Source organism: Nonomuraea sp. NPDC047529 (assembly GCF_040642995.1).
Lineage (GTDB): Bacteria > Actinomycetota > Actinomycetes > Streptosporangiales > Streptosporangiaceae > Nonomuraea.
This window is the reverse complement of record NZ_JBEYTJ010000035.1, coordinates 64846-90500: the sequence shown is the minus strand read 5'-3', so window position 1 is coordinate 90500 and position 25655 is coordinate 64846. Positions and strand designations below refer to the sequence as shown.

Annotated in this window: 28 protein-coding genes and 1 pseudogene; 16 read left to right on the top strand and 13 right to left on the bottom strand. The window is 72.5% G+C overall.

Going from position 1 to position 25655, the window contains the following annotated elements:
* The first annotated feature begins 118 nt into the window (after window positions 1–118).
* The gene (locus tag ABZ815_RS39700; RefSeq protein WP_357706372.1) at window positions 119–472 is read left to right on the top strand and encodes a DUF2809 domain-containing protein; all 354 of its coding nucleotides are present in this window, start codon (window positions 119–121) and stop codon (window positions 470–472) included.
* Window positions 473–476: 4 nt separating this feature from the next.
* On the opposite strand, the gene ABZ815_RS39695 is transcribed toward ABZ815_RS39700, so the two are convergent.
* A complete protein-coding gene (locus ABZ815_RS39695; RefSeq protein ID WP_357706371.1) occupies window positions 477–737 on the bottom strand; it encodes a heavy-metal-associated domain-containing protein in 261 nt (86 codons plus the stop codon).
* 113 nt (window positions 738–850) lie between these two features.
* Here ABZ815_RS39695 and ABZ815_RS39690 point away from each other — a divergent pair, with 113 nt between their 5' ends.
* Window positions 851–1396: a type 1 glutamine amidotransferase domain-containing protein gene (locus ABZ815_RS39690; protein WP_357706370.1), complete on the top strand. Its 546-nt coding sequence runs from the start codon at window positions 851–853 to the stop codon at window positions 1394–1396.
* A gap of 65 nt (window positions 1397–1461) precedes the next feature.
* Here ABZ815_RS39690 and ABZ815_RS39685 read toward each other — a convergent pair whose 3' ends face one another.
* On the bottom strand, window positions 1462–2016 hold the full coding sequence (locus ABZ815_RS39685) for a helix-turn-helix domain-containing protein (protein WP_357706369.1): 555 nt from the start codon (window positions 2014–2016) through the stop codon (window positions 1462–1464).
* Window positions 2017–2109: 93 nt separating this feature from the next.
* Between ABZ815_RS39685 and ABZ815_RS39680 the strand changes: the two genes are divergently transcribed.
* From ABZ815_RS39680 to ABZ815_RS39665, 4 genes are all read left to right on the top strand, one after another.
* Entirely contained in the window at window positions 2110–3126 is a 1017-nt protein-coding gene (locus ABZ815_RS39680) for a zinc-binding dehydrogenase (RefSeq protein WP_357706368.1), read from the top strand.
* Between the two features lie 97 nt (window positions 3127–3223).
* Window positions 3224–4753, top strand: coding sequence for an amino acid permease (locus tag ABZ815_RS39675; protein ID WP_357706367.1), 1530 nt, complete (start codon window positions 3224–3226; stop codon window positions 4751–4753).
* 115 nt (window positions 4754–4868) lie between these two features.
* The gene (locus tag ABZ815_RS39670; RefSeq protein ID WP_357706366.1) at window positions 4869–5705 is read left to right on the top strand and encodes an alpha/beta hydrolase; all 837 of its coding nucleotides are present in this window, start codon (window positions 4869–4871) and stop codon (window positions 5703–5705) included.
* Window positions 5698–6252 (top strand): TetR/AcrR family transcriptional regulator, encoded by a 555-nt coding sequence (locus tag ABZ815_RS39665; RefSeq protein ID WP_357706365.1) that lies wholly within the window; start codon window positions 5698–5700, stop codon window positions 6250–6252. The genes ABZ815_RS39670 and ABZ815_RS39665 overlap by 8 nt, the downstream gene beginning before the upstream one ends.
* A gap of 4 nt (window positions 6253–6256) precedes the next feature.
* Here the strand turns inward: ABZ815_RS39665 and lipB are convergent, their stop codons facing one another.
* Complete coding sequence (lipB, locus tag ABZ815_RS39660) at window positions 6257–6892, bottom strand: lipoyl(octanoyl) transferase LipB (RefSeq protein ID WP_357706363.1); 636 nt, start codon at window positions 6890–6892, stop codon at window positions 6257–6259.
* Window positions 6889–7437 carry a TetR/AcrR family transcriptional regulator C-terminal domain-containing protein gene (locus ABZ815_RS39655; RefSeq protein WP_357706362.1) on the bottom strand — a complete coding sequence of 183 codons (549 nt, stop codon included), beginning with the start codon at window positions 7435–7437 and terminating at the stop codon, window positions 6889–6891. The genes lipB and ABZ815_RS39655 overlap by 4 nt, the downstream gene beginning before the upstream one ends.
* A 67-nt stretch (window positions 7438–7504) precedes the next feature.
* Here ABZ815_RS39655 and ABZ815_RS39650 point away from each other — a divergent pair.
* Window positions 7505–8857: pseudogene (locus ABZ815_RS39650) on the top strand (FAD-dependent monooxygenase); the annotation flags it as partial.
* A gap of 21 nt (window positions 8858–8878) precedes the next feature.
* Here the strand turns inward: ABZ815_RS39650 and ABZ815_RS39645 are convergent.
* The 3 genes from ABZ815_RS39645 to ABZ815_RS39635 all read right to left on the bottom strand — a co-directional run bounded on the left by ABZ815_RS39645 (window position 8879) and on the right by ABZ815_RS39635 (window position 10559).
* Window positions 8879–9070: a PspC domain-containing protein gene (locus ABZ815_RS39645; RefSeq protein ID WP_125643413.1), complete on the bottom strand. Its 192-nt coding sequence runs from the start codon at window positions 9068–9070 to the stop codon at window positions 8879–8881.
* A 62-nt stretch (window positions 9071–9132) separates the two neighbouring features.
* Entirely contained in the window at window positions 9133–9642 is a 510-nt protein-coding gene (locus ABZ815_RS39640; RefSeq protein ID WP_357706360.1) for an HAD domain-containing protein, read from the bottom strand.
* Window positions 9639–10559, bottom strand: coding sequence for an AraC family transcriptional regulator (locus tag ABZ815_RS39635; protein ID WP_357706359.1), 921 nt, complete (start codon window positions 10557–10559; stop codon window positions 9639–9641). The genes ABZ815_RS39640 and ABZ815_RS39635 overlap by 4 nt, the downstream gene beginning before the upstream one ends.
* Before the next feature lie 75 nt (window positions 10560–10634).
* On the opposite strand from ABZ815_RS39635, the gene ABZ815_RS39630 reads away from it, so the two are divergent.
* Window positions 10635–11447: an NAD(P)H-binding protein gene (locus tag ABZ815_RS39630; RefSeq protein WP_357706358.1), complete on the top strand. Its 813-nt coding sequence runs from the start codon at window positions 10635–10637 to the stop codon at window positions 11445–11447.
* 109 nt (window positions 11448–11556) lie between these two features.
* Window positions 11557–12381, top strand: coding sequence for an undecaprenyl-diphosphate phosphatase (locus ABZ815_RS39625; protein ID WP_357706357.1), 825 nt, complete (start codon window positions 11557–11559; stop codon window positions 12379–12381).
* A gap of 5 nt (window positions 12382–12386) precedes the next feature.
* Here the strand turns inward: ABZ815_RS39625 and ABZ815_RS39620 are convergent, their stop codons facing one another.
* Window positions 12387–13082, bottom strand: a complete 696-nt coding sequence (locus tag ABZ815_RS39620; RefSeq protein ID WP_357706356.1) for a hypothetical protein — start codon at window positions 13080–13082, stop codon at window positions 12387–12389.
* Between the two features lie 80 nt (window positions 13083–13162).
* Window positions 13163–14128: a hypothetical protein gene (locus ABZ815_RS39615; protein ID WP_357706355.1), complete on the bottom strand. Its 966-nt coding sequence runs from the start codon at window positions 14126–14128 to the stop codon at window positions 13163–13165.
* Between the two features lie 71 nt (window positions 14129–14199).
* Here ABZ815_RS39615 and ABZ815_RS39610 point away from each other — a divergent pair, with 71 nt between their 5' ends.
* Window positions 14200–14814, top strand: a complete 615-nt coding sequence (locus ABZ815_RS39610; protein ID WP_357706354.1) for a TetR family transcriptional regulator — start codon at window positions 14200–14202, stop codon at window positions 14812–14814.
* On the opposite strand, the gene ABZ815_RS39605 is transcribed toward ABZ815_RS39610, so the two are convergent.
* On the bottom strand, window positions 14763–15914 hold the full coding sequence (locus ABZ815_RS39605; protein ID WP_357706353.1) for an MFS transporter: 1152 nt from the start codon (window positions 15912–15914) through the stop codon (window positions 14763–14765). The genes ABZ815_RS39610 and ABZ815_RS39605 overlap by 52 nt on opposite strands.
* 89 nt (window positions 15915–16003) lie before the next feature.
* Here ABZ815_RS39605 and ABZ815_RS39600 point away from each other — a divergent pair, with 89 nt between their 5' ends.
* Genes ABZ815_RS39600 through ABZ815_RS39590 form a run of 3 tightly spaced genes read left to right on the top strand, consistent with a single transcriptional unit; the run spans window position 16004 to window position 19426 of the window.
* Window positions 16004–16321, top strand: a complete 318-nt coding sequence (locus ABZ815_RS39600; protein WP_357706352.1) for a helix-turn-helix transcriptional regulator — start codon at window positions 16004–16006, stop codon at window positions 16319–16321.
* Window positions 16308–18740 carry an ATP-dependent helicase HrpB gene (gene hrpB / locus ABZ815_RS39595; RefSeq protein ID WP_357706351.1) on the top strand — a complete coding sequence of 811 codons (2433 nt, stop codon included), beginning with the start codon at window positions 16308–16310 and terminating at the stop codon, window positions 18738–18740. Before ABZ815_RS39600 ends, hrpB begins: the two co-directional genes overlap by 14 nt.
* On the top strand, window positions 18737–19426 hold the full coding sequence (locus ABZ815_RS39590) for a hypothetical protein (protein WP_357706350.1): 690 nt from the start codon (window positions 18737–18739) through the stop codon (window positions 19424–19426). The genes hrpB and ABZ815_RS39590 overlap by 4 nt, the downstream gene beginning before the upstream one ends.
* Window positions 19427–19490: 64 nt before the next feature.
* On the opposite strand, the gene ABZ815_RS39585 is transcribed toward ABZ815_RS39590, so the two are convergent.
* Window positions 19491–20669 (bottom strand): pyridoxal-phosphate dependent enzyme, encoded by a 1179-nt coding sequence (locus tag ABZ815_RS39585; RefSeq protein WP_357706349.1) that lies wholly within the window; start codon window positions 20667–20669, stop codon window positions 19491–19493.
* 57 nt (window positions 20670–20726) lie between these two features.
* Between ABZ815_RS39585 and ABZ815_RS39580 the strand changes: the two genes are divergently transcribed.
* Genes ABZ815_RS39580 through ABZ815_RS39570 form a run of 3 tightly spaced genes read left to right on the top strand, consistent with a single transcriptional unit; the run spans window position 20727 to window position 23182 of the window.
* The gene (locus tag ABZ815_RS39580) at window positions 20727–21557 is read left to right on the top strand and encodes an SPFH domain-containing protein (RefSeq protein ID WP_357706348.1); all 831 of its coding nucleotides are present in this window, start codon (window positions 20727–20729) and stop codon (window positions 21555–21557) included.
* Entirely contained in the window at window positions 21550–21723 is a 174-nt protein-coding gene (locus ABZ815_RS39575; RefSeq protein WP_357706347.1) for a hypothetical protein, read from the top strand. Before ABZ815_RS39580 ends, ABZ815_RS39575 begins: the two co-directional genes overlap by 8 nt.
* Window positions 21724–21742: 19 nt before the next feature.
* The gene (locus ABZ815_RS39570; protein WP_357706346.1) at window positions 21743–23182 is read left to right on the top strand and encodes an amidase; all 1440 of its coding nucleotides are present in this window, start codon (window positions 21743–21745) and stop codon (window positions 23180–23182) included.
* Here the strand turns inward: ABZ815_RS39570 and ABZ815_RS39565 are convergent.
* Both ABZ815_RS39565 and ABZ815_RS39560 read right to left on the bottom strand, forming a co-directional pair.
* Window positions 23179–24024 (bottom strand): aldehyde dehydrogenase family protein, encoded by an 846-nt coding sequence (locus ABZ815_RS39565; protein ID WP_357706345.1) that lies wholly within the window; start codon window positions 24022–24024, stop codon window positions 23179–23181. The two genes, ABZ815_RS39570 and ABZ815_RS39565, sit on opposite strands and share 4 nt — an antisense overlap.
* A 179-nt stretch (window positions 24025–24203) precedes the next feature.
* Window positions 24204–25649: an aldehyde dehydrogenase family protein gene (locus ABZ815_RS39560; RefSeq protein WP_357706344.1), complete on the bottom strand. Its 1446-nt coding sequence runs from the start codon at window positions 25647–25649 to the stop codon at window positions 24204–24206.
* Window positions 25650–25655: the final 6 nt, after the last annotated feature.

Below are 25655 nucleotides of genomic sequence, written 5' to 3'. Positions count from 1 at the left end.
TGTGTAGATGAAGGCACACCATAGAGAGACCGCGTGTCAACGCAGCACGGAGAATTGTTTCATTCTCGTTTCATTTTGCGGTGTAAATTTTCAGCAGCCCTGGCGCTACCGTGATCTGGTGCCTCGCCTGCCCGTTCTCCTCGCTGCCGTCGTGACCGTGGTGGCGGGGCTCGGCGTCCGGCTGCTGTGGGACGGGCCCGTGCCCAAGTACGCGGGCGACGCGCTCTACACCGTGCTGATCTACGCGCTCGTCGTCCTGGCCCTGCCGCGCGTGCGGCCCTGGGTCGCCGCGGTGGGGTCGGGCGGGCTGAGCTGGGCGATCGAGTTCGCCCAGCTCGGTGAGATCCCGGCAGTCCTGCGGCCACTGCTGGGCAGCACCTTCAACCCGCCCGACCTGCTCTGGTACGCCGTCGGCGCGGCCACCGCATGCGCCGCGCACACCCTGTGGAGCTCCCGGCGCCGATCCCCCTGAGGGATCAGTGGCAGCCGCCCGAGCCGCAGCACGACCCGGCCTGCGGCAGCAGCTCCCGGCCCCCGCCCAGCTCGTAGCCGGCCTCGACCACGGCCGACTCGATGACGGCGGCGTCGATCGGGGCGCTGCTGGTCACGACCATCTCCTTGGCCGCGAGGTCGACCTCGACGGCCTGGACCCCGTCGACCTTGCCGACCTCGGCCCGCACCGAGCTGACGCAGTGGCCACAGGTCATGCCCTCGACCTGGTACGCGGTGATCACCATGTCCGAACTCCTCACTGTCCCGGCTTCCCGGCCACTATATACCCCCGGGGGGTAAGAACGCATACTTCCTGATCGCCCGGATAGAGGGAAGGGAAAACACGAAGGGGACCGTCATGTTGAACGGCAAGACCATCGCGTTCCTGGTCGCTCCGGAAGGGGTCGAGCAGGTGGAGCTCACCGAGCCGTGGAAGGCGGTCAAGCAGGCGGGCGGCACGCCCCGGCTGGTCTCCACGTCCTCGGGGAAGATCCAGGCGTTCAACCATCTGGACAAGGCCGACACCTTCACCGTGGACGCCACGGTGGACGACGCCGACCCCGGCGACTTCGACGCCCTGCTGCTCCCCGGCGGTGTCGCCAACCCCGACTTCCTGCGTACGGCGCCGCCGGCCGTGGAGTTCGCGCGGGCCTTCTTCGACGCCGGCAAACCGGTGGCCGCCATCTGCCACGCCCCCTGGACGCTCATCGAGGCGGACGTCGTCCGCGGGCGTACGCTCACGTCCTGGCCGAGCCTTCAGACCGACCTGCGCAACGCGGGCGCGACCTGGAAGGACCAGGAGGTCGTCGTCTGCACGGACGGCCCGAACACCCTGGTCACCAGCCGCAAACCGGACGACCTCAAAGCCTTCTGCCAGGCCGCGACGGACGCCTTCTCGGCCTGACCACGCGAGCCCGCGCGAGCCCGCGCCGATCCCGCCCGGGCCGCGCGAGCCCGCCTGAGACCGCCTCAGCCGCGCAGCAGGGCTTCGGCGACGCCGCGCACAGAGGCCCTGAGCCGGTCGGCCCCGCCCTCGGCCATCACGTGCCGGGCGAGGTCGGCGTCGAAGGAGGCCAGGAGGGTGTGGGCGGCGAACGCGGCGTCGAGCCCCGGCGCCGCCGCCGCGACCAGCGCCGTCACGTGGGCGTGCCAGCGCAGGTAGGTGGGATCGCGGTATTTGTCGGCCGCGCAGGCCCGTTCGTGCGCGGCGAACAGCGCCAGGTTGCGTTCGGCCAGCCCGGCCAGCTCGTCCAGAAACGCGAGCAGCCGATCCCGTGGCGGCGCCCCCGGGCCGAGCGGCGAGTCGGGCGACTCGATGGCCTCGGCCAGGGCGGCGGCCCGCTCGGCCAGCAGCTCCTGGAACAGGCCGGTCCTGCTGCCGAAGCGCCGGAACAGCGTGCCCTTGCCCACCCCCGCCGCCGCGGCCACCCGGTCGAGCGAGATGTGCTCGGCGCCGTGGGCGGCCAGGAGCTCTTCGGTGGCCCGCAGGATCGCCTCCCTGTTGCGGGTCGCGTCTGATCGCACCAACGCCCCTCCCTTGCAAACGGACTGTCGGTCCCCATAGTATCCCGGCAACGAAGCGGACCGCCGGTCCGCATGGTTGCAGGAGGACTTCCCATGCACGCATTGGTGGTCGGCCCCGGGGCCGCAGGACGGCTCGCCGACGTTCCCGAACCCGTTCCGGAAGCCGGGCAGGCGCTCGTCGAGGTGCACAGGACGTCGGTCAACTTCAGCGAGCTGCGGCACATGGGCCGACTGCCGGAGGGCACGGTGCTCGGCTACGACGCCGCCGGGGTGGTGCTGCGGCCCGCCGCGGACGGCACGGGCCCGGCCGAGGGCGCGCGGGTGGCGGCGTTCGGGGCGGGAGCGTGGGCGGAGCGGGCGGCGTTCGACACCGGCGCGCTCGCCGTGGTGCCCGACGGGGTGGATTTGTCGACGGCCGCGGCCCTGCCGATGCCCGGCCTGACCGCCCTCCGCTCACTACGCGCCGCCGGCGTCTCCCCCGGGCCACGCGGACTCCCCACCGACGTCCCGCCGGAACCGCACGGACTCATCGTCAGCCCGCCGTCGGGGCCGCGCGGACTCGTGACCGGGGCGTCGGGATCGCGGGTGCTCGTGACCGGGGCATCGGGGGCGGTGGGGAGGCTGGCGGTGCAGCTCGCCGGGCTGGCCGGGGCGCACGTCGTCGCCTCGGTGAGCACGCCGGACCGCGCCCGCGCCCTGGCCCTCGGCACGGACGTGGAGGTCGTGACCGGCCTGGACGGCGTGACCCCCGTGGACGTCGTCATCGAGGTGGTCGGCGGCCCGACCCTGGTGGCGGCGTGGGGCCTGCTCGCACCGGGCGGCAACCTCCAGAGCATCGGCTGGGCCTCCGGGCAGCCGGCCGTCTTCCCGCCCGGCTCGACCTTCTCCCTCGGCCCCGCGCGTTCGATGAACTCGTTCGGCGACGTCGACTCCCCCGGCCCCGACCTGGCCTTCCTGCTCGGCCTCGTGGCGGCGGGCGACCTGTCCGTCGAGATCGGCCGGCGCCTGCCGTGGGAACGCCTGGAGGAGGCCGCCGCGGCCCAGCTCGACCGCACGGTCACCGGCAAGGTCGTGCTGGACGTCGTCCCGGCGGGCCACGTTCTTTCCTGACCACATCGAAACTCATCTGTCACGCCTTGTCCCTCGGGGAGAAATGGTCTAGACCTAGACCAAACAGAGCGTCCTCCGCGCCCCCCAGGGAGACCTCATGTCACTCGAAGAGGATTCCAGGCGACTCGCCGAGCTCGGCTACAAGCAGGAGCTGGCCCGGACCTGGAGCGGCTTCTCCAACTTCGCGATCTCCTTCTCCATCATCTCGATCCTCGCCGGCTGCTTCACGACCTTCGGGCAGGCGTGGAACAACGGCGGCCCCATCGCCATCTCGTGGGGCTGGCCGCTGATCTCCGTGTTCATCCTCATCATCGGTTTCTGCATGTCGGAGCTGGTCTCGGCGTTCCCGACGGCGGGCGGCATCTACTGGTGGGCCGCCACCATGGGCAAGCCGATCCACGGCTGGTTCACCGGCTGGCTCAACCTGATCGGCCTCATCGCGGTCACCGCGTCGGTCGACTACGGCTGCGCCACGTTCCTCAACATCACGATCAGCCGCCTGACCGGCGGCGCGTGGGAGGGCACGCTCCCCCAGGCGTTCCTGCTGTTCGTGATCATCCTCATCCTGCACGCGCTCATCAACATCTTCAGCCACCGGCTCATCTCGCTGCTGCAGAACATCAGCGTGTGGTGGCACGTCGCGGGCGCGGTCGTCATCGTCGCGATCCTGGTCTTCGCGCCGTCCGAGCACCAGTCGCTCGGCTTCGTGTTCGGCGGCACGATCAACAACTCCGGATTCGGCGACGGCGACGGCGGCCTGCCCTTCTGGCTGTACGTGCTCCCGCTCGGCTTCCTGCTCACCCAGTACACGATCACCGGCTTCGACGCCTGTGCCCACGTGTCGGAGGAGACGCAGGGCGCCGCCAGGACGGCCGCCCGCGGCCTGTGGCAGTCGATCTTCTACTCGGCGATCGGCGGCTGGGTCCTGCTGCTGGCCTTCCTGTTCGCCGCGACGAACGTGGACGAGATCAACAAGCAGTCCGGCTTCGTCGGCGCCATCTTCGAGACCGCGCTCTCCTCCCCGCTGGCCACCGCGATCTTCGCGATCTCCACGATCGGCCAGTTCTTCTGCGGGATGAGCTGCGTGACCTCGATGTCGCGCATGACGTACGCGTTCTCGCGCGACGGCGCGGTGCCCGGCTGGCGGCTGTGGTCGAAGGTGGACCGCAACCGCACCCCGGTCAACGCGATCCTCGCCGGCTGCCTCATCGCCGCCCTGATCACCCTCCCCGCCCTGTACGCCCCGGCCGGCTCGACGACCCCGGTCGCCTTCTACGCCGTCGTGTCGATCGCGGTCATCGGCCTCTACCTGGCGTTCCTCATCCCGATCTGGCTGCGCCTGCGCATGGGCGACGCCTTCAGGCCCGGACCGTGGACGCTGGGCCGCAAGTACCGGGTGCTGGGCTGGATCGCCTGCGTCGAGATCGTCATCGTGTCGATCTACTTCATCATGCCGTTCTCCCCGGCCGGCGTGCCGGGCAACAAGGACTTCGCCTGGACGTCGGTCAACTACGCGCCGATCGCGGTCGGGATCGTGCTGATCGGCATCTGGTTGTGGTGGAGCCTGTCGGCCAGGCACTGGTTCACCGGCCCGCGCCGCACGATCGACGAGGTCCCGATCTCCTGAACTCCCCCTCGGCGGGCACGGCTGATCCAGCCGTGCCCGCCTTTTTGACGCTTGACACCTATCGGCTAAAGGCTTTAGCTTTGCGGCTATAAGAATTAGCCGAGAGGGGTTGGACATGACGGAGTTCCTGACGGTCGAGGGCGGGCAGCTCGCTTACGACGTGACCGGCGAAGGGCCTCTGATGGTGCTGGCGCACGGCATGGGCGTCGGGCGGCAGTCGTTCAGGTTCCTGGTGCCCGAGCTGGTGGCGGCGGGCTTCCGGGTGGCGACCACCGATCTGCGCGGCCATGGCGAGTCCAGCCTCGACTGGCCCTCCTACACCCGCGCCGACGTCGCGGACGACCTCCTCGCGCTGGTCCGCCACCTGGGCGGCCCGGCGGTCCTGGTGGGCCACTCGTTCGCGGGCGGGGCCGTCACGATCGCCGCCGCGCAGGCGCCCGAGCTGGTCAGCGCCGTGGTGGAGATCGGCCCGTTCACCCGGGCGCAGAAGATCGACGGCGGTGGCCTGCTGCGCAACGCCCACCATCGCAAGGGCGCCCTGCTGCTGCTCGGCGCGGCGATCCTGCGCAACATCGGGATGTGGAAGAAGTACCTCGACCACGCCATGCCCGGCGCCAAGCCCGCCGACCACGCGGAGCACATCGCGGCGCTCGAAGCCGACCTGCGCCGGCCCGGCCGGATGGCCGTGGTCTCCAAGATGGGCCAGTCCGCCCCCACCGACGCCGGCGACAGGCTTCCCGACCTGACGCGTGACGTGCTGGTCGTGATGGGCACGCTCGACCCCGACTGGGCCGACCCGCGCGCCGAGGCGGAGGGCGTCGTGGCCGCCATGCCCGCCGGGCGCGGCCGGGTCGCCATGATCGAGGGCGCGGGCCACTACCCGCACACCCAGTTCCCGGCTCAGGTGGCCGCCGAGGTGCTGTCGTTCGTCAAGGGGCGCGTCCATGCCTAGGGCGGCGCTGTCCCCGGACGCGGTGGTCGACCTGGCGGTGTGCATCGTGGACGAGAGCGGCCCCGAGGCTCTGACGCTCTCGGCGCTGGCGGCTCGCGCCGGGGTCGCGACGCCGTCGCTGTACAAGCACGTGCGCAACCTGGCCGAGCTGCGCGAGCTGCTGTCGGTGCGGATCGCCGACGAGATCGCCGGCGAGCTGGGCCAGGCGGTGCTGGGCCGTTCCCGCGACGAGGCCGTCGGCGCGCTCATGGACGCCTGGCGCGCCTACGTCACCCGCCATCCGCACCGCTACGCGATGGTCATCCAGCAGCCGCACCCGGCCATGCGGGCGTCGGGCGAGCGCCTGGTGGACATCATGCTCGCGGCGCTGCGCGGCTACGGGCTGGCCGGCTCCGACGCGATCCACGCGGCCCGCTGCCTGCGCGCGGCGGCGCACGGGTTCGCGGTGCTGGAGGCGTCGGGCGCGTTCGGCCTGCCGGAGCTGCTCGACGAGAGCTACGGCCTGCTCAAGCACATGGTCGTGGCCGGGCTGACCACCCCCCGCTGACGGGTCAGGACGCCTCGAAGGCGGCCGCCACGGCGGCCCGCACGTCGTGCATGGTGATGTCGCCCAGCTCGCGCTTGAGCGAGGTCATGTCCACGTCGGGCATGCCGCAGGCCACCGCCCAGTTCCAGGGCGTGAGGTCGCCGTCGACGTTGAGCGCGAACCCGTGGCTGGTGACGCCCCTGCTCTGGCGCATGCCGATCGAGATGATCTTGCGGCCGGTCGCGGACGTCCAGACGCCGGTCAGCAGCTCCGAGCCCGGCGGGGTGTCGCGCCGCTCGGCGGCCAGGCCGAGCTTGCCCAGCGCCTCCACCAGGCGCAGCTCCACCTCGCGCACGTAGTCGACGATGCCCTGGTCGTCGCCGAGCTTGACGATGAGATAGCCGACGAGCTGGCCGGGGCCGTGGTAGGTGAGCTGCCCGCCGCGCCCGGTCTCCAGCACGGGGATGCCGCGCGAGGGGTCGGGCAGGTGTTCGGCGGGCGTGCGCCGGCCGACGGTGTAGACCGGCGGGTGGCTGAGCAGCCAGAGCGTGTCCGGCCGTTCGTCCTGCTGGCGCTGCCCGACGAGGTCGGTCATGCGCTCCATCGCCGTGTCGTAGTCGACGAGATCGTCCTGGACGAGTGTCAGCGGCCTTGCCCTCATCCTTCGAGGATAAGACGCATCCCGGACACCAGCGCACGCAGCCCGAACTCGAAGTCGCCGTCGGGGTCCTCCTCCGGCCGCGCGTCGAGCGGCACGGCGGCGCCGCGCTCGTCGATCGCCGAGCCGAGCGCGAACCTGCCGACCGAGATCAGGGCCCTGATCGCCTGCTCCCCGGTGAAACCCGCCTCGGTCAGCGGCCTGATGAGCTCCGGGACCTCCGCCAGCCGGCGCGGAGTGGGCCGGGAGCCCGCGTGCACGAGCGCGCCGTCCCGGTACGACAGCAGCGTGCGGCGGATCACCCGCCCGCGGGACATGAGCCAGTTGTCCCATTCCTGGCCCGGCTCCGGCACGTCGAGACGCTCCAGGGTGTCGGCGAGCATCTCCTCGGCCATCTCGTCGAGCAGCTCCTGCTTGTTCTTGAAGTGCCAGTAGAGGGCCGGCTGCTTCACGCCCAGCTCCTCGGCCAGCCTGCGGGTGGTCAGCCCGTCGATGCCCACCTCGTTGAGCAGCCGCAGGGCCGCGCGTACCGCCGTCCGCCGTTCCACGCTTGACAACTTATCAAAGATAAGGCTTTATCAGTGATAAGCATTTATCGTTGATAAGGAGACGTGGATGGACGTCGTCATCGCCGGGGCCGGCCCGGCCGGGCTGATGCTGGCCTGCGAGCTGCGCCTGCACGGTGTGCGCACGCTCGTGCTCGAACGGCTCGCCGCGCCCACCGGGCTGTCCAGGGCGCTCAACCTGCACCCCCGCTCGGTCGACACCTTCGCCATGCGCGGGCTGCTCGACCGGCTCGAAGACGCGCCCCAGCTGGCGTTACAACACTTCGCCGGCATGCGGGTGCTCGACCTCACGGCCACACGGACCCCGCACCCGTACGGGCTGCTGGTCCCACAGTCGCGGGTGGAGGAGATCCTGGAGGCGCGGGCGCTGGAGCTGGGCGCGGAGATCGTCCGGGGCCGGGCGGTGACCGGGCTGGCGCAGGACGGGTCGGGCGTGACGGCCGAGACCGGCGACGGCACGACGTACCGGGCGAGCTGGCTCGTCGGCTGCGACGGCGGCCGGAGCGCGGTGCGCAAGCTGGCCGGGATCGCCTTCCCCGGCACCCCCGCCACCGTGGCCGCCTACGTCGGGGACGTCACGGTCGTCGGCGGCACGCCGACCGGCTGGCTCCGCACCGGCCACGGCCTGTTCCAGTGGCCGTTCGTCCGGCCCGACGGCTCGACCAGGATGCTGACCGTCGACTACGGCCGGGTGCACGAGGACAGGGACGCGCCCGTGACGATCGAGGAGTTCGCGGCAGGCGTACGCCGGCACCTCGGGGACGCCGCACCCGAGATCACCGGCGCGACCTGGTTGTCCCGCTTCTCCGACGCGGCCAGGCAGGCCGAGCGCTACCGGGCCGGCCGGGTGTTCCTGGCCGGGGACGCGGCCCACGTGCACATGCCGTTCGGCGGCCAGGGGATGAACACCGGCCTCCAGGACGCCGTCAACCTGGGCTGGAAACTGGCCCTGGCGGTGCGCGGGACGGCCCCCGCCGGGCTGCTCGACAGCTATCACGCCGAACGCCACCCGGTCGCCGCCGACGTGCTGGCGAACACGCTCCAGCAGGTCGAGCTGGCCGCGCCGGACGCCGGGACGACCCGGCTGCGCGACCTGTTCGCCCAGCTCATGACCGTGCCGGAGGCCAACAGGAAGCTGGCCGAGGACGTGAGCGCGGTGTCGGTCCGGTACGCGCCGGGCCCGAACCCGCTCGTCGGCGCCTTCATGCCCGAGGGACTGCGGCTGGACGACGGGCGCGGGCTGCTCGTCACCTCCGACCCGGCCCTGCTCGCCGCCGGGGCGCGCTGGGCCGATCGGGTGGACGTCGTTCGCGGTGACCGCGGACTGCTGGTGCGCCCCGACGGTTACGTGGCCTGGGCCGAACCCTGCGCGGAGCCCGCCGAGGCGGCGCTCACGCGGTGGTTCGGCGGCCCGGCCGAGGCGTCAGTGGGCGGAGTAGCCCCTCGGCTCCTCCGGGATGAGGATCCACATGGCGACGTAGACCACCCACAGCGGCCCGGGGATGAGCGACAGCAGCAGCCAGAGGATCCGGACGAGGGTGGGGGGCAGGCCCATCTTGTCGGCGAGCCCGCCGCAGACGCCGGCCAGAATCCTGTGCTCCCTTGAGCGGTACATGCTGTTCCTCCGTGTCGTGATGACCTACCGGTGAAACGGACAGCAGTGCCGCCGATATCCCGCTAGGGACCCTGAGAAAACCCTGTAAGGGTCAGCCACTCATGTGCCATTCCCAGATGTTCCCTGGTCAGTCCATGTCTGGGGTCGACGTGGATCAGGAGGAAATTCTCCAGACCCTGATGCACCCTGAGGTACTCCTCATCCTGGGCCCACACCTGGTCGTCGAACCACACGAACGGCCGCCGCCCGGCGTACGCGGCGACGTACGGCGTCTTGAACATCTCGCCGTGCTCGGTCCGGGGCTGGTCGGGGTTCATGGTGATGACCGGGAGCGCGGGCAGGCCGATCCTGGGGGCGATCCACTCGTTGGCGTGGTGCTCCCAGGTGGTGGCCCAGACCAGCTCGGCGCCCGTGGTCAGGGCCAGGTCGAGGAGCCTGCGGCCGTGGCGGGGGTTGAGGTGCACGGTGTAGACGTCGGTGCCGATCGTGCAGCGGTAGCGCCGGAAGTCGGGCGTGGGGCGGCCCATCGGGTTGAGCACGCCGTCGACGTCGAGCAGCAGCAGGGGCTTCATCTCACCGCTCCGGTGCGATGCTCCTGGGGGCTGACGCCGCGTACGCGCTTGAAGGCCGCGCTGAGCGCGAACGGGCTGCCGTAACCGACCTTCCTGGCCACCGAGCCGATCGTGGCGTCGGGCTCGCGCAGCAGGTCGGCGGCCAGCGCCAGACGCCAGTCGGTGAGGAAGGACATCGGCGGCTCCCCCACCAGGTCGGTGAACCGCCTGGCCAGCGCCGCCCTGGAGACCCCCACCTCGGCGGCGAGCGCGGCGACCGTCCAGGGGTGGGCGGGGTTGTTGTGCAACATCCGCATGGCCCTGCCCACGATCGGGTCGCCCATCGCGCGGTACCAGGCGGGCGCCTCGTGCGTGGCGAACCACGACCGCAGCACCGCGATCAGCAGCAGGTCGAGCAGCCGGTCGAGCACCGCCGACTGGCCCGGGTCGTCCTTGACGATCTCGGCGCCGAGCAGCGCGATGATCGGCCCGCCGGGCTGCACGAGCAGCTGGGGCAGCGCGTCGAGCAGCCGCCTGCTGACCTCGCCCTCCATCGTGTACGTGCCGGTGATCAGCACGGTGCCGCCCTCGGCGTCGTTGCCCCAGGTGCGCACGCCGAGGTCCATCGACTGGTACAGCGACTCCCCGTCGACGGTGGCGCAGCGCTGGCCGGGGTGGATGACGATCTGCGGCGCGGTGCCGGGGTCGTCGGCCACCACGTACGGCTCGGGCCCCCGCAGGATGGCCACCTGCCCGGGGTCGAGGCGGGTAGGCCTGCCCTTGTCCGGCAGCACCCACGCCTCGCCCGACACCAGCGCCACGAGCGTGAGCGGGGCCTCGTCCTGGATGCGCATCGACCACGGCGGGTCGAGGACCGACCGGAGCAGGAAGGCGCTCCGCGCTCTCGGTCCGTCGAGCAATGCCGCGAGCTGATCCATGGGCTAGACGATCGCATATGGCAACGCGCTTCTCAACCATGGAGAGTCTTATGGGTATGACGGCTTACTAGATGCATGACGATTTTGGTTCTGGGCGGAACCGGCAAGACCGGCCGCCGCATCGCTGACCGGCTCACCTCTCTCGGCCTTCCCGTGCGGATCGGCTCCCGCTCGGCCACCCCGTCCTTCGACTGGGCCGACCGCTCCACCTGGGCCGCCGCGCTCGACGGCGTCGAGGCCGTGTACGTCGCCTACTACCCCGACCTGGCCCTGCCCGGCGCGTACGAGGACGTCCGGGAGCTCACCCGGCTCGCCGCGGAGGCCGGAGTGCGGCGGCTGGTGCTGCTGTCGGGCCGGGGCGAGCCGGGCGCCGAGGCGAGCGAGCAGACCGTGCGGGACTCCGGCCTGGACTGGACGATCGTGCGCTGCGGCTGGTTCATGCAGAACTTCAGCGAGGGCTTCCTCTTCGACCAGGTCCTCGACGGCGTGCTGGCGATCCCGGTGGCCGACGTGGCCGAGCCGTTCGTGGACGCCGACGACATCGCCGACGTGGCCGTGGCCGCCCTCACCCAGGACGGGCACGCGGGCCGCCTGTACGAGCTGACCGGCCCGAGGCTGCTGACGTTCGCCGACGCGGCGGCCGAGCTGTCGCGGGCCACGGGCCGCACGATCATCTCGATCCAGGTCACGCCGGAGGAGTACGTGGCCGGGGCGGTGGCGGCGGGCGTGCCGAAGGAGGAGGCCGAGGGCCTGACCGGGCTGTTCACCGAGGTGCTCGACGGCCGCAACGCCCACCTGACGGACGGCGTCCGGGAGGCGCTGGGGCGTCCCGCCCGCGACTTCGCCGACTACGCCGGGGCCAACGCCGCGGCGTGGGCCGGACGCTGAGGGCGGGCCGGCTCCGGCCGACCCTGCTCAACGTTCCGGGCGGGCAACTGCGCGGCCTCCGTTTCCGCTAACCTCACCCTGGTCACTCCCGTAACCGGAAGGTGTAGTCGTGATCGGCTGGCTCGAAGCGGTGGTGCTGGGGCTCGTCCAGGGGCTCACGGAGTTCCTGCCGATCTCCTCCAGCGCCCACATCCGTGTGGTCTCGGCCTTCTTCGGCTGGCAGGACCCGGGGGCGGCCTTCACGGCGGTCATCCAGCTCGGCACCGAGGCCGCGGTGCTCATCTACTTCCGCAAGGAGCTGTGGGAGATCGTCTCCACCTGGGTCCGCTCCCTGTGGGACAGAGAGCTGCGCGGCCACTGGGCCGCGCGCATGGGCTGGTACGTCATCGTCGGCACGCTCCCGATCGGCGTGCTCGGCCTGGCGTTCAAGGACCAGATCGAGACCGTCTTCCGCGACCTGCGCGTGGTCGGCACGACGCTGATCGTCTTCGGCTGCATCCTGTGGTTCGCCGACCGCACCGCGCGCAACAAGCTCACCCTGGAGAAGCACCTCAGCTTCACCCACGCCGTCGTCTACGGCTTCGCGCAGGCGCTGGCCCTCATCCCGGGCGTCTCCCGCTCGGGCGGCACGATCACGGCGGGCCTGCTGCTCGACTACCGCCGCGAGGACGCCGCCAAATACTCGTTCCTGCTGGCCGTCCCCGCCGTGCTGGCCTCAGGAGCGTTCGAGCTCAAGGACATCGGCGAGCACCAGGCCCCCGCCTGGGGGCCCACCATCCTGGCGACGCTGATCTCGTTCGCCGTCGGCTACGCGGCGGTGGCGTGGTTCCTGAAGTACATCAGCACCCACCGCTTCACCGCGTTCGTGATCTACCGCATCCTCCTGGGCTTCTTCGTCATCCTGGCGGTCACCCTGAACTGGATCCCGGCCTAGTCGATCTAGGCCGACTGGGCCGGGACCGCCGTCCGGTCGAGGGCGGGCGAAGGGTAGTAGGACGCCCAGGCCTCGTCGCCCATGCGCAGCACCTTCAGGCCGGTCCAGCCGAGGCCGACGACGGGCAGGGCCCAGAACAGCACGGTCAGGGGGCCGTACTCGATGGGGAAGGAGACGACGTACCCGACGAGGACGAGCAGCGGCACCCACCAGCCGACGAACCCGGTCCGCCACACGGCGGCCACCAGCAGCGGCAGGCCGAGCAGCCCGAAGAACATCCACGGGATCTGGAAGCCGAAGATCACGCCGGGCAGGTTCAGCATCTCGTCGAGGATCTTCTGCGCCTGGTCCGGCGGGTTGTGGCGGCCCAGCCACCACTCGACGGGGTCCATCATCAGCAGGGCGGACATCGAGATGTAGCCGACGACCGTGGCCGCGCCCGCGATGTGCCCGAGCACCGTGACCCGGCGCCTGGTGAGGTGCACCAGGCCGAGGGCCGCCAGGGCCATGAGCAGCCAGCTCCAGTGGTAGAGCGCGGACTCGGCCTGGGCGAGGGCGGGGTTGTCGCCGTAGCTGACCGCCTCCCGGGAGTCGCCCCACGTGCCGGGGTCGAGGACGACGGCCACGGTCTGGAGGAGCGGGGCCACGATGAGCAGCGTGCCCGCCGCGACGCGGCGGAAGGTCACCTGATTCCTGAACATGCCGGCGACGGTACGTGCCGCCGCCGCCACCCGTCGTCCGCCTGCTGGGCGACCGGAGGTCAGCTCCGAGGCGGAGAAGATCAGGCCGTCACCGGCGTGCGCGGGACGGCGGGAGCCGCCTGCGCCCGGCGTCCCGGCAGGGCGAGCAGGACCAGGCCGAGCAGCGACCACAGGGCCAGCACCCCGATCGGCGTCCACAGGGCGGCCCCGCCGAAGAACACCGTGTTGCGCACCGCCTCGGCGGCCGGGCCGACGGGCAGGACGCGGCCGACGGCGGCGTACCACTCGGGGATGTAGCGGGCGCCGAGCGGCCCGCCGCTCGCCGGCAGCCCGATGGGGACGAACAGCAGCGCCGCCACCCCGACGCCCGGCGTGCCGATGACCTTGACCAGCCCGGCGACCACCAGGCCGACCGCGAGCGCGATGCCCGCCGAGACCGCCACCAGCGGGCCGAAGCTGCCCGGCAGCGCGCCGAACACGACGTCGGCCAGCCACGCGTTCGCCGTGCCCGCCACCAGCGAGCCCGCCAGCAGGACGCCGGCCCGTGCCGCCAGGCCCAGCCCCGGCGCGACCCGGGCGAGCAGGACGGACAGCGCGATCCCCGGCAGGATCACGCTGAGCACGTAGAACATGCCGGAGATGCCGCCGGCGTCTCCGGGCGGCAGCGGCACGGCGTCCTCGACCTTCAGGGTGCGGCCCTGCGCCTGCGCGGCCGCCTGGAAGGCCGCGGTGATCACCGTCGCCCCGGTGCGGCCGCCCGCGCTCGCCACCACCAGCCGGCCCTCCGCCGGGACCAGCACGGCGTCGACCTCCCTGTCCAGCAGCGCGGCCCGCGCGGCCGCGGCCGAGCCGTACGCCCTCAATGTGAACGCCCCGGCCCGCCGCCCGTCGATGCCGCCCTGGAGCTGCCCGACCTGCTCGGCGGGCGCGACGACGGCGACGGGGACGCCGTGCGGTTCGGGCGCGTGGAAGGCCCCGAGGAACGACCCGGCGAAGAGCATCCCGAGCAGGGCGACCCCGATGACGAGGCCAATGATCCTGCGCATTTTTCACCACCTGATGAGTTCATCGATGTTGAATTTGAGGGTAGATGAATTCCACGTGGTTGAATAGCCCCATGGCCGAGGAACGCGGAAGACGACCGGGAAACCCGCAGACCAGGCACGAGATCCTGGAAGCGGCCATGGAGTCCTTCGCCGCTCACGGCTACGGCGGCACCACGATCAGGGCCGTGGCGCGGGCCGCGGGCGTCGATCCGGCCCTGGTGATGCACTTCTTCGGCAGCAAGGACGGCCTGTTCGAGGCCGCGATCAAGGCCAGCATGCCGGTCGCGCTGATGGTCGGCGCGACCGACGGCGACGTGCCGGGCATGGGCGAGCGGCTGGTGACCCGCTACCTGGAGCTGTGGGAGCACCCGGAGCACGGCCCCCGGCTCTCGGCCCTGCTGCACGCGGCCGCCGCCACCCCGGCCACGGCCGCGCTGCTGAAGGAGCTGCTGGGCAGGGAACTGCTCGCCCCGATCGCCCGCCGGCTGCCCGGCGGACAGCCCGAGGTCCGCGCGCTGCTGGCGGCCTCGCAACTGCTCGGCCTGGCCATGATCCGCTACATGCTCAAGCTCGACCCGCTGGCCTCGCTGCCCGCCCGCCAGGTGGCGGCCCTGACCGCGCCCAACGTCCAGCACTACTTGACGGGCACACTCCCGCTCGACGAGACCGCCGCCACCCGGGGGTAGGTGACCAGGGTGAACAGCAGCGCCGCCAGGCCCAGCCCGGTGGCCAGCACGACCACCCCGGTCCTGCCGTAGGCGTCCAGGGCCACGCCGCCCGCGATGCCGGCCGCGAACAGGCCCACGTACTGGGCGGAGGCCAGCAGGCCCAGCCCGATCGAGACGTTGCCCGGCACCGCGGCCACCGTCCTGAACTGCTGGGCCGGCGCGATCAGCCAGCCGAGCGCGCCCCACAGGAGCGCCCAGACCAGGGCGATCGGCAGGGCCAGGTTGGCGACGGGGATCAGGGCCAGGAACACCGTGGAGGCGGCCAGGCCGATCAGCACCATCCTGCGCGGCCCGTACGCGTCGGTGAGACGCCCGCCGAGCTGGTTGCCCACGATGCCGCCGAGCCCCCACGCCCACAGCACGGCCGGCAGCGGCAGGTCGAACAGCGACCCGATGTAGGTGTAGGCGGTGAACCCGGCGCCGAACATCAGCAGCTGCGTGACCAGCACCACCAGCACCCGCCGGTCGGCCAGCGGCGCGAACCGCTCGCCGAGCCGTCCCGACACGGCGATCCGGACGTCGGGCACGAGGGCCGCCACCCCGGCAAACCCGACCACGCCCAGGCCGACGACCAGCCACAACGTCGCCCGCCAGCCCGAGACCGAGCCCAGCCAGGTGCCCAGCGGCACACCGACGGCCGAGGAGACGGACAGCCCGCCCATCACCAGCGCCAGCGCCCGCCCGCGCCGGTCGGGCGAGGTCAGCGCGTTGGCCACGCCGGAGGCGGTCGGCGTGAACATCGCCGCGCCGGCCGCGGCCACCACCCGCGTGGCCATGACCAGCGGGTACGTCGGAGCCAGCGCGGTCAACACGTTGCCCGCGACGAACACGGCCAGCGCCGTCAGCAGCAGCCGCTTGCGCGACAGCCGGGCGGTGAGCGCGGCCAACAAGGGCGACAACACCGCGTACGCCAGGGCGAACACGGTCATGAGCTGCCCGGCGGCGGACGTGGAGATCCCGAGGTCTCGGGAGATCGGGGTGAGCAGCCCAGCGGTGACGAACATGCCAGTACCGATGGCGAAATTTCCGGCAGCAAGGGGATAGAGCCGGGAACTCATGGAACCTCCAGTCAAACAGTTGGACGCCTGTCAAACTGTCATTATTGTTGGATAGTTGTCAAACAATGAGAGGGAGGTAGGGTGCCACCATGCGCCTGCTACCGCACCCCGCGAAGGAGGACATCCAGCTCACCGAGGTCCTGCGTGCGCTCGCCGACCCCGTCCGGCTGGAGATCGTGGTCCGCCTGGCCACCCTGGGCGAGATGACGTGCACCGCCGCGGGCGACCATCTCGGCGTCCACAAGTCGACGGCCTCCCACCACTACCGCGCGCTGCGCGAGGCGGGCGTGATCGTCTCCAAGCAGGAGGGCCGGCTCAAGTACATCAGCCTGCGCCGCGGCGACCTCGACGCACGTTTCCCCGGCCTGCTCGACTCCGTGCTGTCGGCCTCGCATGCCACGACCTGACCGGCTGCCGATCCACGACGCGCTGCCCGAGCTGCTCGCCACGCTGGACCGGCACGGCACGGCGGTGCTCACCGCGCCGCCCGGCACGGGCAAGACCACGGTCGTGCCCCTGGCGCTGGCCGAGACCGGCCTGCGGGTGCTGGTCGCCGAGCCCCGGCGGCTGGCCGTACGCGCGGCGGCCCGACGCATGGGCGTCAGCTACACGATCCGCGGCGAGCGGCACACCGGGGCGAACCCCATGGTCGAGGTCGTCACCACCGGCGTGCTGCTCCAGCGGCTCCAGCGTGACCAGGAGCTCGCCGGGGTCGACGCGGTCGTGCTCGACGAGTGCCACGAACGCCACCTCGACGCCGACACCGCCCTCGCGTTCCTGCTCGACGTGCGCGAGACCCTCCGTCCCGATCTGCGGCTGCTGGCCACGTCGGCCACCGCGGACGCGGCCCCCTGGTCGCTGCTGCTCGGCGGGCCGGTGGTGGCCGCCACGGGTTCGGCCCATCCGGTGGAGACCGTGTGGGCGCCGCCGGAGCGTCCGGTCGCGCCGCCCCACGGCCTGCGCGTCGATCCCGCGCTGCTGGCGCACGTGGCTGCGGTCGTCCGGCGGGCGTACGCCGAGCGCGACGGCGACGTCCTGTGCTTCCTGCCGGGGGTGGGCGAGATCGGCAGGGTCGCGGGCATGCTGGGCGACCTCGACGTGCTCCAGGTGCACGGCCAGGCGCCCGCCCGCGTGCAGGACGCCGTCCTGTCACCCGGGGCCGGACGCCGGGTCGTGCTGGCCACGTCGGTGGCCGAGTCGAGCCTGACGGTCCCGGGTGTGCGCGTGGTGGTGGACTCGGGGCTGGCCCGCGAGCCCCGTACCGACCACGCCCGGGGGCTCGGGTCGCTCACCACGGTCAGGGTCTCGAAGGCGTCCGCCGACCAGCGGGCCGGCCGCGCCGGGCGGGAGGCCCCGGGCGCCGTGTACCGCTGCTGGTCGGCGGCCGAGCACGAGCGCCTGGCCGACCACGCGCGGCCGGAGATCGCACTCGCCGACCTGACCGGGTTCGCGCTCCAGGCGGCCTGCTGGGGCGACGCCGACGCGGTCGGCCTGGCCCTGCTCGACCGGCCGCCGCCCGCCGCGATGGCGGCCGCCGTCCGCACCCTGGAGGCTCTGGGCGCGCTGGAGGCCGGGCGGGTGACCGGTCGCGGGCGGCGCATGGCGCTGGCGGGCGTGCATCCCCGCCTGGCCAGGGCCCTGATCGACCTCGGCCCTCGGGCCGCCGAGGTGGTGGCGCTGCTGTCGGAGCAACTGCCCAAGGACGCGGGCGACGACCTCGCCGAGGTCTGGCGTACGGCCCGGAGGGGCGGCACGGGCTTCGCCGCCCGCTGGCGCCAGGAAACCGCCCGCCTCACCCGAGCCGCCACGCAGCCCCCGGCCGCCCCGACCCCCTCGGGCCCCCGCCCCTCCGGTGAGGGGGCCGGCGGCCGGGAGGTGAGTGACGACGTGCTGGCCGGGATGGCGGTGGCGTTGGCGTTCCCGGAGCGGGTGGCGCGGCGGCGCGGCGGCGGGTACCTCATGGCGTCGGGCACGCAGGCCCAGCTCGCCGAGGGCTCCAGGCTGTCCACCGCGCCGTGGCTGGCGATCGCCGTCGCCGACAGGCCCACGGGTTCGGCCTCGGCCCGCGTGCGCCAGGCCGTGGTGATCGACGAGGAGATCGCCAGGCTGGCCCTGCCCACGACGGTCGAGGAGGAGGTCACCTGGCGGGTCCCGCCGGGCGAGCGGCGCGGCGACGTGTCGGCCCGCGTGGTCGAACGCCTGGGCGCGATCGAGCTGTCGTCCACCCCGCTCAAGGACGCCGACGTACGCCCCGCCATCCTGCACGGCCTCCGCACCGAAGACCTGCTGACCTGGACGAGACCCGCCAGAGAACTCAAGGACCGCCTGACCTTCGCCCACCGCGCGATCGGCCCCCCATGGCCCGCCACCGACGACCTGATCGCCCTGGCCGACCAGTGGCTGGAGCCGGAGCTGTCCAGGGCCCGCCGCCGGGCCGACGTCGAGCGCATCGACGTGGCCGCCGCCCTGCGCCGCCTGATCCCGTGGAGCGAACGCCTGGAGAACGTGGCCCCCGAACACGTCGAGGTCCCCAGCGGCTCGCGGATCAGGGTCGACTACTCCGGCGAGCAGCCGGTGCTGGCGGTGAAGTTGCAGGAACTGTTCGGCTGGGAGGAGACGCCGCGGATCGCCGGGGTGCCCCTGCTGGTCCATCTGCTGTCCCCGGCGGGCCGTCCGGTGGCGGTGACCGCCGATCTGGCGTCGTTCTGGCGGGACGCCTACCGGTCCGTACGGGCCGAAATGAGGGGACGTTACCCTAAGCACCCATGGCCGGAGGATCCACTCACCGCGCCGCCCACCCGCCGCGTCAACCGGAGCCGACCTTGATCGACGAAGCCGTCCGCAACAACGCCGCCTGGTGCGACACGATGTGCCGGGCGCACGGCCGTCCCGGCGTCTTCGGCCCGCTCGCCTGGACCAACCCGGCCAGGACCCCCGTCCTCTATCCCGACGCCGTCACGCTCTCCCCCGGCGCCGGGGCGGCCGACGTGCTCGACGGCATCGACGCGGGCTCGGGCGCCTCGGTCAAGGACAGTTTCGGCACGCTCGACCTGCCCGGCTTCGACGTGCTGTTCTCCGCCCAGTGGATCGGCCGGCCCGCTCCGGACGCGCCGCGGCGTCCCCTCCGGGCGGCCACCGGGGACCCGGTCGTATGGGAAGTGGTCGGCGACCCGCGAACGCTGGAGGAGTGGGCGGCGGCCTGCTTCTCCGGCGGCGCGCCCGGCCTGTTCCCGCCCGCGCTGCTCGACGATCCCGACGTGCGGCTGGTGTGCGGCCGGATCGGGGGTGACGTGGTCTGCGGCGCGGCGCTCAACGCGAGCGGCACGGTGACGGGCGTCTCGAACGTCTTCGCGGCCGGCTGCGACGAGTCCGCCGCCTGGGAGGGCACGGTGGCGATGGCGGCCGAGCTGTTCCCCGGCCGCCCGCTGGTCGGCTACGAGAGCGACCCGTCGGCCGCCCTCGCCCACGGCTTCACCACCCTCGGCCCTCTCCGCATCCTGCTCAAGCCCTGAGGGGGTAGGGCCGGGCGCAAGAGGGCCAAGGGCCGGGGGCCGAGGGGGCGGCGGGCAGGAGGCGTCAGTCCGTCAGGTCGGCCAGGGTCAAACCCGTGCGGGCCGGGTTGGTCTCCTCGCCCACCCCCAGGTCCTTGAACCCGCTCGACGTGCCCACGCACACCACCGGCCCGTCGAAGTCCCGGCGCAGCTTCCGGTAGGCCGCCAGGCCCGCCGCCCCCGACAGCTCCTGCCACACCCCCTGCCGCGCCAGGTCCCGCTGGGCCGCGCGCATCTCGTCGTCCGTCACGAGCACCGCCTCACCGCCGCTGTCGCGCACCGCCACCACGCCCCGGTGCCCGCCGACCGACCCCGCGATCCCGTACGCCGCGCTGGCCCCCAGCTCGACGATCGCCGCGGGCGCCCCGTCGGCCAGGGCCTGCGCATTGGGGCCGCCCGCGGCCGGCTCGCAGGAGAACATCCGCGGCACACCCCCGGCCAGCCCGAGCAGCCGCAGCTCGGTGAATCCCTTCCACACCCCGAACAGCAACTCGGCGTAGCCCGTGGGCGCGAAGACCGCCGCGGGCACCCGTCCGAGCTGGAGGAACAGCTCGTACGCGATCGTCTTGTACCCCTCGGGCCCGTACGGATGGCCGGTGTGGGTCACGGTCTGGTTGCTGACCGGGTGGTATCCGAGCCGGTCCACGATCTCCCGCAGCAGCGGCCACCGCTCGTCGGCCGGCATGGAGAACACCTTGGCCCCGTACGCCCGCACGAACGCCTGCACCGCGGCCGGCGACTCCGCCGAGGCCAGCACGATGGCGGGCAGCCCGGCGCGGGCGGCGTACGCGGCGGCCGAGGCGCCGTGGTTGCCCGACGAGGCCACCACCACCCCGGCCGCCCCCTCCGCCACGGCCGCGCTGACCGCAACGCGGTTCAGCCGGTCCTTGTGCGACCAGGTCGGGTTCTGGGACTCGTCCTTGAGGTGGATCCCGTCGAACTCCAGCAGCGGGGTGCCGCCCTCGCCCAGCGTGGGCGCCTCCAGGGACGGCAGCAGCGGCGACCAGCGCGCGATGTCCGGCCCCGGCTCCTGGTCGAACAGGCCCTTGTCGACGCGGCCGTAGTCGTAGACGACCTCGACCGGATAGGCGATCTCGTCGGTGCTGGTACGCGGACAGCCCTTCGTGAGCGGCGGGGACAACGGGAACTCGATCGAGGGGTCGCCCAGCGAGCGCTGGCCGACGGCAAGTGAAGATCCGTTCACGCGCATGGAGTTTATATGGCTATCATGGTGATATCACTTCGATAGCAAGGAGTCGCGATGGAACGTCGTGCTTTCCGGATCAACGGATTCCTGGTCCTGCTCGTCCTCCTCCTGCTGGCGGGCGGCGCGGCGCTGGTCTCGTTCGAGACGCTCGGCATAGCCTGGATCGTGCTCTTCGCGCTCACGGCCTCCGGCTTCACCGTGGTCAACCCCAACGAGGCGAAGGTCGTGCAGTTCCTCGGCCGCTACGTCGGCACGGTCGACGTGGCGGGGCTCCAGTGGGTGGCGCCGTTCACCACCAAGCGCCGGATCAGCCGCCGGGTCCGCAATTTCGAGACCGCCAAGCTCAAGGTCAACGACGCCGACGGCAACCCGGTCGAGATCGCCTCGGTGGTGGTCTACAAGGTCACCGACACGGCCAAGGCCGCCTTCTCCGTCGACGACTACGAGCAGTACATCGCGATCCAGTCCGAGGCCGCCGTGCGGCACCTCGCGACCACCCACCCGTACGACTCGCACGAGCCCGAGCGCACCAGCCTGCGCGACGGCGCCGAGGTCGCCGGCGAGCTGACCGCCGAGCTGCGCGAGCGCACCGAGCTGGCCGGGATCGAGATCCTGGAGGCCCGCATCACCCACCTGGCCTACGCGCCGGAGATCGCCCAGGCGATGCTCGTGCGCCAGCAGGCCGGCCAGGTGGTCGCCGCCCGCACCAGGATCGTCGAGGGCGCGGTCGGCATGGTCCAGCTCGCGCTCGACCGGCTGGCCGCGGAGGGGGTCGTGGAGCTCGACGAGGAGCGCAAGGCCCAGATGGTCTCCAACCTCCTGGTCGTCCTGTGCGGCGACCGGGCGACCCAGCCGGTGGTGAACGCCGGCAGTCTGTATGCCTGAGCGCAAGAAGCTCCTGCTCCGCCTCGATCCGGCCGTCTACGACGCCATCGCCAAGTGGGCGGCCGACGACCTGCGCAGCATCAACGCGCAGATCGAGTTCGCGCTGCGGCTGGCGTTGAAGGAGGCCGGGCGGGAGCCGGGCAGGAGCTCTCGCAAGGAAGAGTGAAAACCTGCACACTCTAGACATGTTGTGGGCAGGCAGGACCGCCATCGAGATCGCGACGGCCGTCCGGCGCGGCGAGGTGACGGCCACGACCGTGGTGGCGGAGCACCTTCGCCGCATCTCCGAACGGGATTCCCAGGTGGGCGCGTTCCGGCTGGTCAGGCAGCGGGCGGTGGACGAGGCGCGGGCGCTGGACGACCGCCGCGACCTGGCCGACCTGCCGCTCGCCGGGGTGCCGGTGGCCGTCAAGGACAACCTGGAGGTGGCCGGCGAGCCCACCCGCGGCGGCTCGGCCGCCACCCCCGGCACGCCCGCCCCGGAGGACCATCCGGCCGTGGCCCGGCTGCGCGCGGCGGGAGCGGTGGTCGTCGGGCTGACGAACCTGCCGGAGCTGGGGCTGGTCGGCTTCGGCGACGGCCCGTACGGCGTCGTCCGCAACCCCTGGAACCTCGCCCGCACCGCCGGCGGCTCCTCCTCGGGCAGCGCGGCGGCGGTGGCGGCCGGGATGGTCCCGATCGCGCTCGGCAACGACGGCATGGGGTCGCTGCGCATCCCGGGCGCCTGCTGCGGCGTGCTGGCCGTCAAGCCGGGGACCGGCCTGGTCCCCCCGCCCGCCGACGACTGGGACGGGCTCACCGAGAACGGCCCCCTGGCCACGACCGCGGCCGACCTGTCGCTCGCGCTGTCCGTGCTGGCCGCCGACCCGGCGCTGGCCGAGGCGTGGCGTACCGGCCACCGGGTCGAGCCGAAGCCGCGCATGCTCCGCTCGGTGTGGGCCGACGACGACGAGGTGTGGGAGCCGCAGCCGCCCCAGGACAGCCCGGAGCCGTTCGACCTGCGGGTGGCCTACGCCCCACAGCCGCTGCCGCCGGGCCTGCCCGTCGACCGGGAGTTCCAGGGGGCGGTGCGAGCGGCGGCCGAGACGTTGCGGCAGGCCGGGCACACCGTGGTCGAGCACCCGCACCGCCTGCCCGCCTGGCTCGGCCCCGCCGCGGTGGCCACCTGGCTGGGCCGGGCCGCCGCCGCTGCGGACGGCCTCGACCCGCGCGGGCTGGAACGCCGCACCCGCGCACTCGCCCGCGCCGGACGCGTGCTCACCAGGATCGGCCTGGACGGCCGGCGCGGCCGCGAGCGCTGGAGCGGCTACGGCGCCGACACCTGGTTCGGCGACGCCGACGTGATGATCACGCCGGCGCTCGCCGCGCTCCCGCCGCGCGCCGACCGCTGGGCCGGGCGCGGCCTCCTGCCCAACCTGCTGGTCAACGTCAGGTACGCGCCCACCACCGGCCCCTGGAACCTGTGCGGCTGGCCGGCGATGACCGTGCCGGTCGCCACGCACTCCAGCGCGTTGCCGATCGGCGTGCAGCTCGTGGCGCCGCCGGGCGGCGAGCCGCACCTGCTGGCCCTGGCAGCCCAGCTCCAGGCGGCCCACCCGCCGCTGCGCCCGCCCGGTTTCTCCTAGACGCCGGCCGGATGCCAGACAGTCTTGGTCTCCAGGAACCGCGTCATGCGCCCGAGCCCCGGATCGGCCGTCCAGTCCTCGCGCACGGGACGCAGCACGCGCTTGAGGTTCTCGGCCGCCTCCTGCTCGCAGCGCAGCGCCAGGTCGGCGTCCTCGACGCCGGTCAGGTCGAGGCCGTTGACGTCCATGTGCGCGGCCAGCCAGGGCGCCAGCTCGGCCTGCCGTCCGGTCAGGATGTTGACCACCCCGCCCGGCAGGTCGGACGTGGCCAGCACCTCGGCCAGCGTGATCGAGGCGAGCGGCGAGGGCTCGGAGGCGACCACGACGCACGTGTTCCCGGTGACGATCACCGGCGCGACCACGGACACCAGCCCGAGCAGCGGATCGGCGGGCGCCACCACGGCCACGACCCCGGTCGGCTCCGGCGAGGACAGGTTGAGGTACGGCCCCGCCACCGGGTTCGCCGACCCGCGCACCGACGTGATCTTGTCCGACCAGCCCGCGTACCAGACCAGCCGGTCGACCGCCGCGTCCACCGACTCAAGGGCGGCCTTCTTGCCCGTGCCCAGCTCCTCGGCGAACTGCCCGCGCCGCCCCTCCAGCATCTCGGCGACGCGGTAGAGGATCTGCCCCCTGTTGTAGGGGGTCGCGCCGGACCAGCCGGGGAACGCCTTGCGCGCGGCCACCACGGCGTCACGCGCGTCCTTGCGCGAGGCGCGCGAGGCGTTGGCGAGGAAGTCGCCCTTGGGCGAGGTCACGGGATAGGACCTCCCACTCTCCGAGCGCGGGAAGGCCCCGCCGATGTACAGCTTGTAGGTCTTTCTGACGGACAACCTACTCATCGCCCCGACCTCTCCACGTGGACTCCTGCGTCGTCTGAACCGGGGCGAACACCTGGCCGCACCTGCTGACGCCGCAGCGGTGGGCGAACCAGCCGACGCGTACGGGCCGGCCGGCACGGGCGAAGGCGTGGCCGCCGGTGGCCTGGGCACGCCGCCCGGACCGCCGGGCACGGCGATGATCACACGTCAAGGTAGGCCTCCAGCCCCGCGAGACCGCCTTCACGGCCGTACCCCGACTCCTTGTAGCCGCCGAACGGCGAGGTGGGGTCGAACTTGTTGAACGTGTTGGCCCAGACGACCCCGGCCCGCAGCCGGTCGGCCATCCACAGGATGCGCGAGCCCTTCTCCGTCCAGATCCCGGCAGACAGCCCGTACGGGGTGTTGTTGGCCTTCTCCACGGCCTCCGCGGGGGTACGGAAGGTCAGCACGGACAACACCGGCCCGAAGATCTCCTCCCGGGCGATCCGGTGGGACTGGGCGACCCCGGTGAACAGGGTGGGCGGGAACCAGTAGCCCCGGTCGGGCAGCTCGCACGCGGGCGACCAGCGCTCGGCGCCCTCGTCGGCCCCGGCCTCGGACAGCTCGCGGATCTTGGCGAGCTGCTCGGCCGAGTTGATCGCGCCGATGTCGGTGTTCTTGTCGAGCGGGTCGCCGAGCCGCAGTGTGCCGAGCCGCCGCTTCAGCGACTCCAGCAGCTCGTCGTGGACGGACTCCTGCACCAGCAGCCGGGAGCCCGCGCAGCAGACGTGGCCCTGGTTGAAGAAGATGCCGTTGACGATGCCCTCGACCGCCTGGTCGATGGCGGCGTCCTCGAAGACGATGTTCGCGGCCTTGCCGCCGAGCTCCAGCGTGAGCTTCTTGCCGGTGCCCGCGACCGTGCGGGCGATGATCCGGCCGACCTCGGTGGAGCCGGTGAAGGCCACCTTGTTGACGTCGGGATGGGCCACCAGCGCGGCGCCGGTGTCGCCCGCGCCGGTCACGATGTTGACCACGCCCGGCGGCAGCTCGGCCTGCCGGCAGATCTCCGCGAACAGCAGCGCGGTCAGCGGCGTGGTCTCGGCCGGCTTGAGCACGACCGTGTTGCCGCAGGCCAGCGCAGGAGCGATCTTCCAGGCCAGCATGAGCAGCGGGAAGTTCCACGGGATGACCTGACCGGCCACCCCGAGCGGCTTGTCACCGCTGCGCCCATCCGTCGTCCTCCGGCCGAACCCGGCATAGGCCAGCTTGTCGGCCCAGCCCGCGTAGTAGAAGAAGTGGGCCGCGACCAGCGGCAGGTCGACGTCGCGCGACTCGCGGATCGGCTTGCCGTTGTCGAGCGACTCCAGGACGGCCAGCTCGCGGGCCCGCTCCTGGATCAGGCGCGCGATGCGGAACAGGTACTTGGCCCGCTCGGCGCCCGGCAGGGCGCTCCACACGCCGAACGCCTTGCGCGCCGCCTGCACGGCCCGGTCGACGTCGTCGGAGGAGGCGGAGGCGACTTCCGCCAGCTTCTCCTCCGTCGCCGGGTTGACCGTCTTGAAGGGAGAGCCGGAGCCGTCCACGAACTCACCGTTGATGAACAACCCGTACGACGGCTTGAGGTCGACAATGTCGCGCGACTCTGGCGCGGGTGCGTAGTCGAACATCGCCGT

Coding starts and splice junctions, on each gene's coding strand:
- ABZ815_RS39695 (WP_357706371.1), bottom strand. CDS start 737: ATGGTGATCACCGCGTACCAGGTCGAGGGCATGACCTGTGGCCACTGC.
- ABZ815_RS39690 (WP_357706370.1), top strand. CDS start 851: ATGTTGAACGGCAAGACCATCGCGTTCCTGGTCGCTCCGGAAGGGGTC.
- ABZ815_RS39680 (WP_357706368.1), top strand. CDS start 2,110: ATGCACGCATTGGTGGTCGGCCCCGGGGCCGCAGGACGGCTCGCCGAC.
- ABZ815_RS39675 (WP_357706367.1), top strand. CDS start 3,224: ATGTCACTCGAAGAGGATTCCAGGCGACTCGCCGAGCTCGGCTACAAG.
- ABZ815_RS39670 (WP_357706366.1), top strand. CDS start 4,869: ATGACGGAGTTCCTGACGGTCGAGGGCGGGCAGCTCGCTTACGACGTG.
- ABZ815_RS39665 (WP_357706365.1), top strand. CDS start 5,698: ATGCCTAGGGCGGCGCTGTCCCCGGACGCGGTGGTCGACCTGGCGGTG.
- lipB (WP_357706363.1), bottom strand. CDS start 6,892: ATGAGGGCAAGGCCGCTGACACTCGTCCAGGACGATCTCGTCGACTAC.
- ABZ815_RS39645 (WP_125643413.1), bottom strand. CDS start 9,070: ATGTACCGCTCAAGGGAGCACAGGATTCTGGCCGGCGTCTGCGGCGGG.
- ABZ815_RS39640 (WP_357706360.1), bottom strand. CDS start 9,642: ATGAAGCCCCTGCTGCTGCTCGACGTCGACGGCGTGCTCAACCCGATG.
- ABZ815_RS39635 (WP_357706359.1), bottom strand. CDS start 10,559: ATGGATCAGCTCGCGGCATTGCTCGACGGACCGAGAGCGCGGAGCGCC.
- ABZ815_RS39630 (WP_357706358.1), top strand. CDS start 10,635: ATGACGATTTTGGTTCTGGGCGGAACCGGCAAGACCGGCCGCCGCATC.
- ABZ815_RS39620 (WP_357706356.1), bottom strand. CDS start 13,082: ATGTTCAGGAATCAGGTGACCTTCCGCCGCGTCGCGGCGGGCACGCTG.
- ABZ815_RS39615 (WP_357706355.1), bottom strand. CDS start 14,128: ATGCGCAGGATCATTGGCCTCGTCATCGGGGTCGCCCTGCTCGGGATG.
- ABZ815_RS39610 (WP_357706354.1), top strand. CDS start 14,200: ATGGCCGAGGAACGCGGAAGACGACCGGGAAACCCGCAGACCAGGCAC.
- ABZ815_RS39605 (WP_357706353.1), bottom strand. CDS start 15,914: ATGAGTTCCCGGCTCTATCCCCTTGCTGCCGGAAATTTCGCCATCGGT.
- ABZ815_RS39600 (WP_357706352.1), top strand. CDS start 16,004: ATGCGCCTGCTACCGCACCCCGCGAAGGAGGACATCCAGCTCACCGAG.
- hrpB (WP_357706351.1), top strand. CDS start 16,308: ATGCCACGACCTGACCGGCTGCCGATCCACGACGCGCTGCCCGAGCTG.
- ABZ815_RS39580 (WP_357706348.1), top strand. CDS start 20,727: ATGGAACGTCGTGCTTTCCGGATCAACGGATTCCTGGTCCTGCTCGTC.
- ABZ815_RS39575 (WP_357706347.1), top strand. CDS start 21,550: ATGCCTGAGCGCAAGAAGCTCCTGCTCCGCCTCGATCCGGCCGTCTAC.
- ABZ815_RS39570 (WP_357706346.1), top strand. CDS start 21,743: ATGTTGTGGGCAGGCAGGACCGCCATCGAGATCGCGACGGCCGTCCGG.
- ABZ815_RS39565 (WP_357706345.1), bottom strand. CDS start 24,024: ATGAGTAGGTTGTCCGTCAGAAAGACCTACAAGCTGTACATCGGCGGG.
- ABZ815_RS39560 (WP_357706344.1), bottom strand. CDS start 25,649: ATGTTCGACTACGCACCCGCGCCAGAGTCGCGCGACATTGTCGACCTC.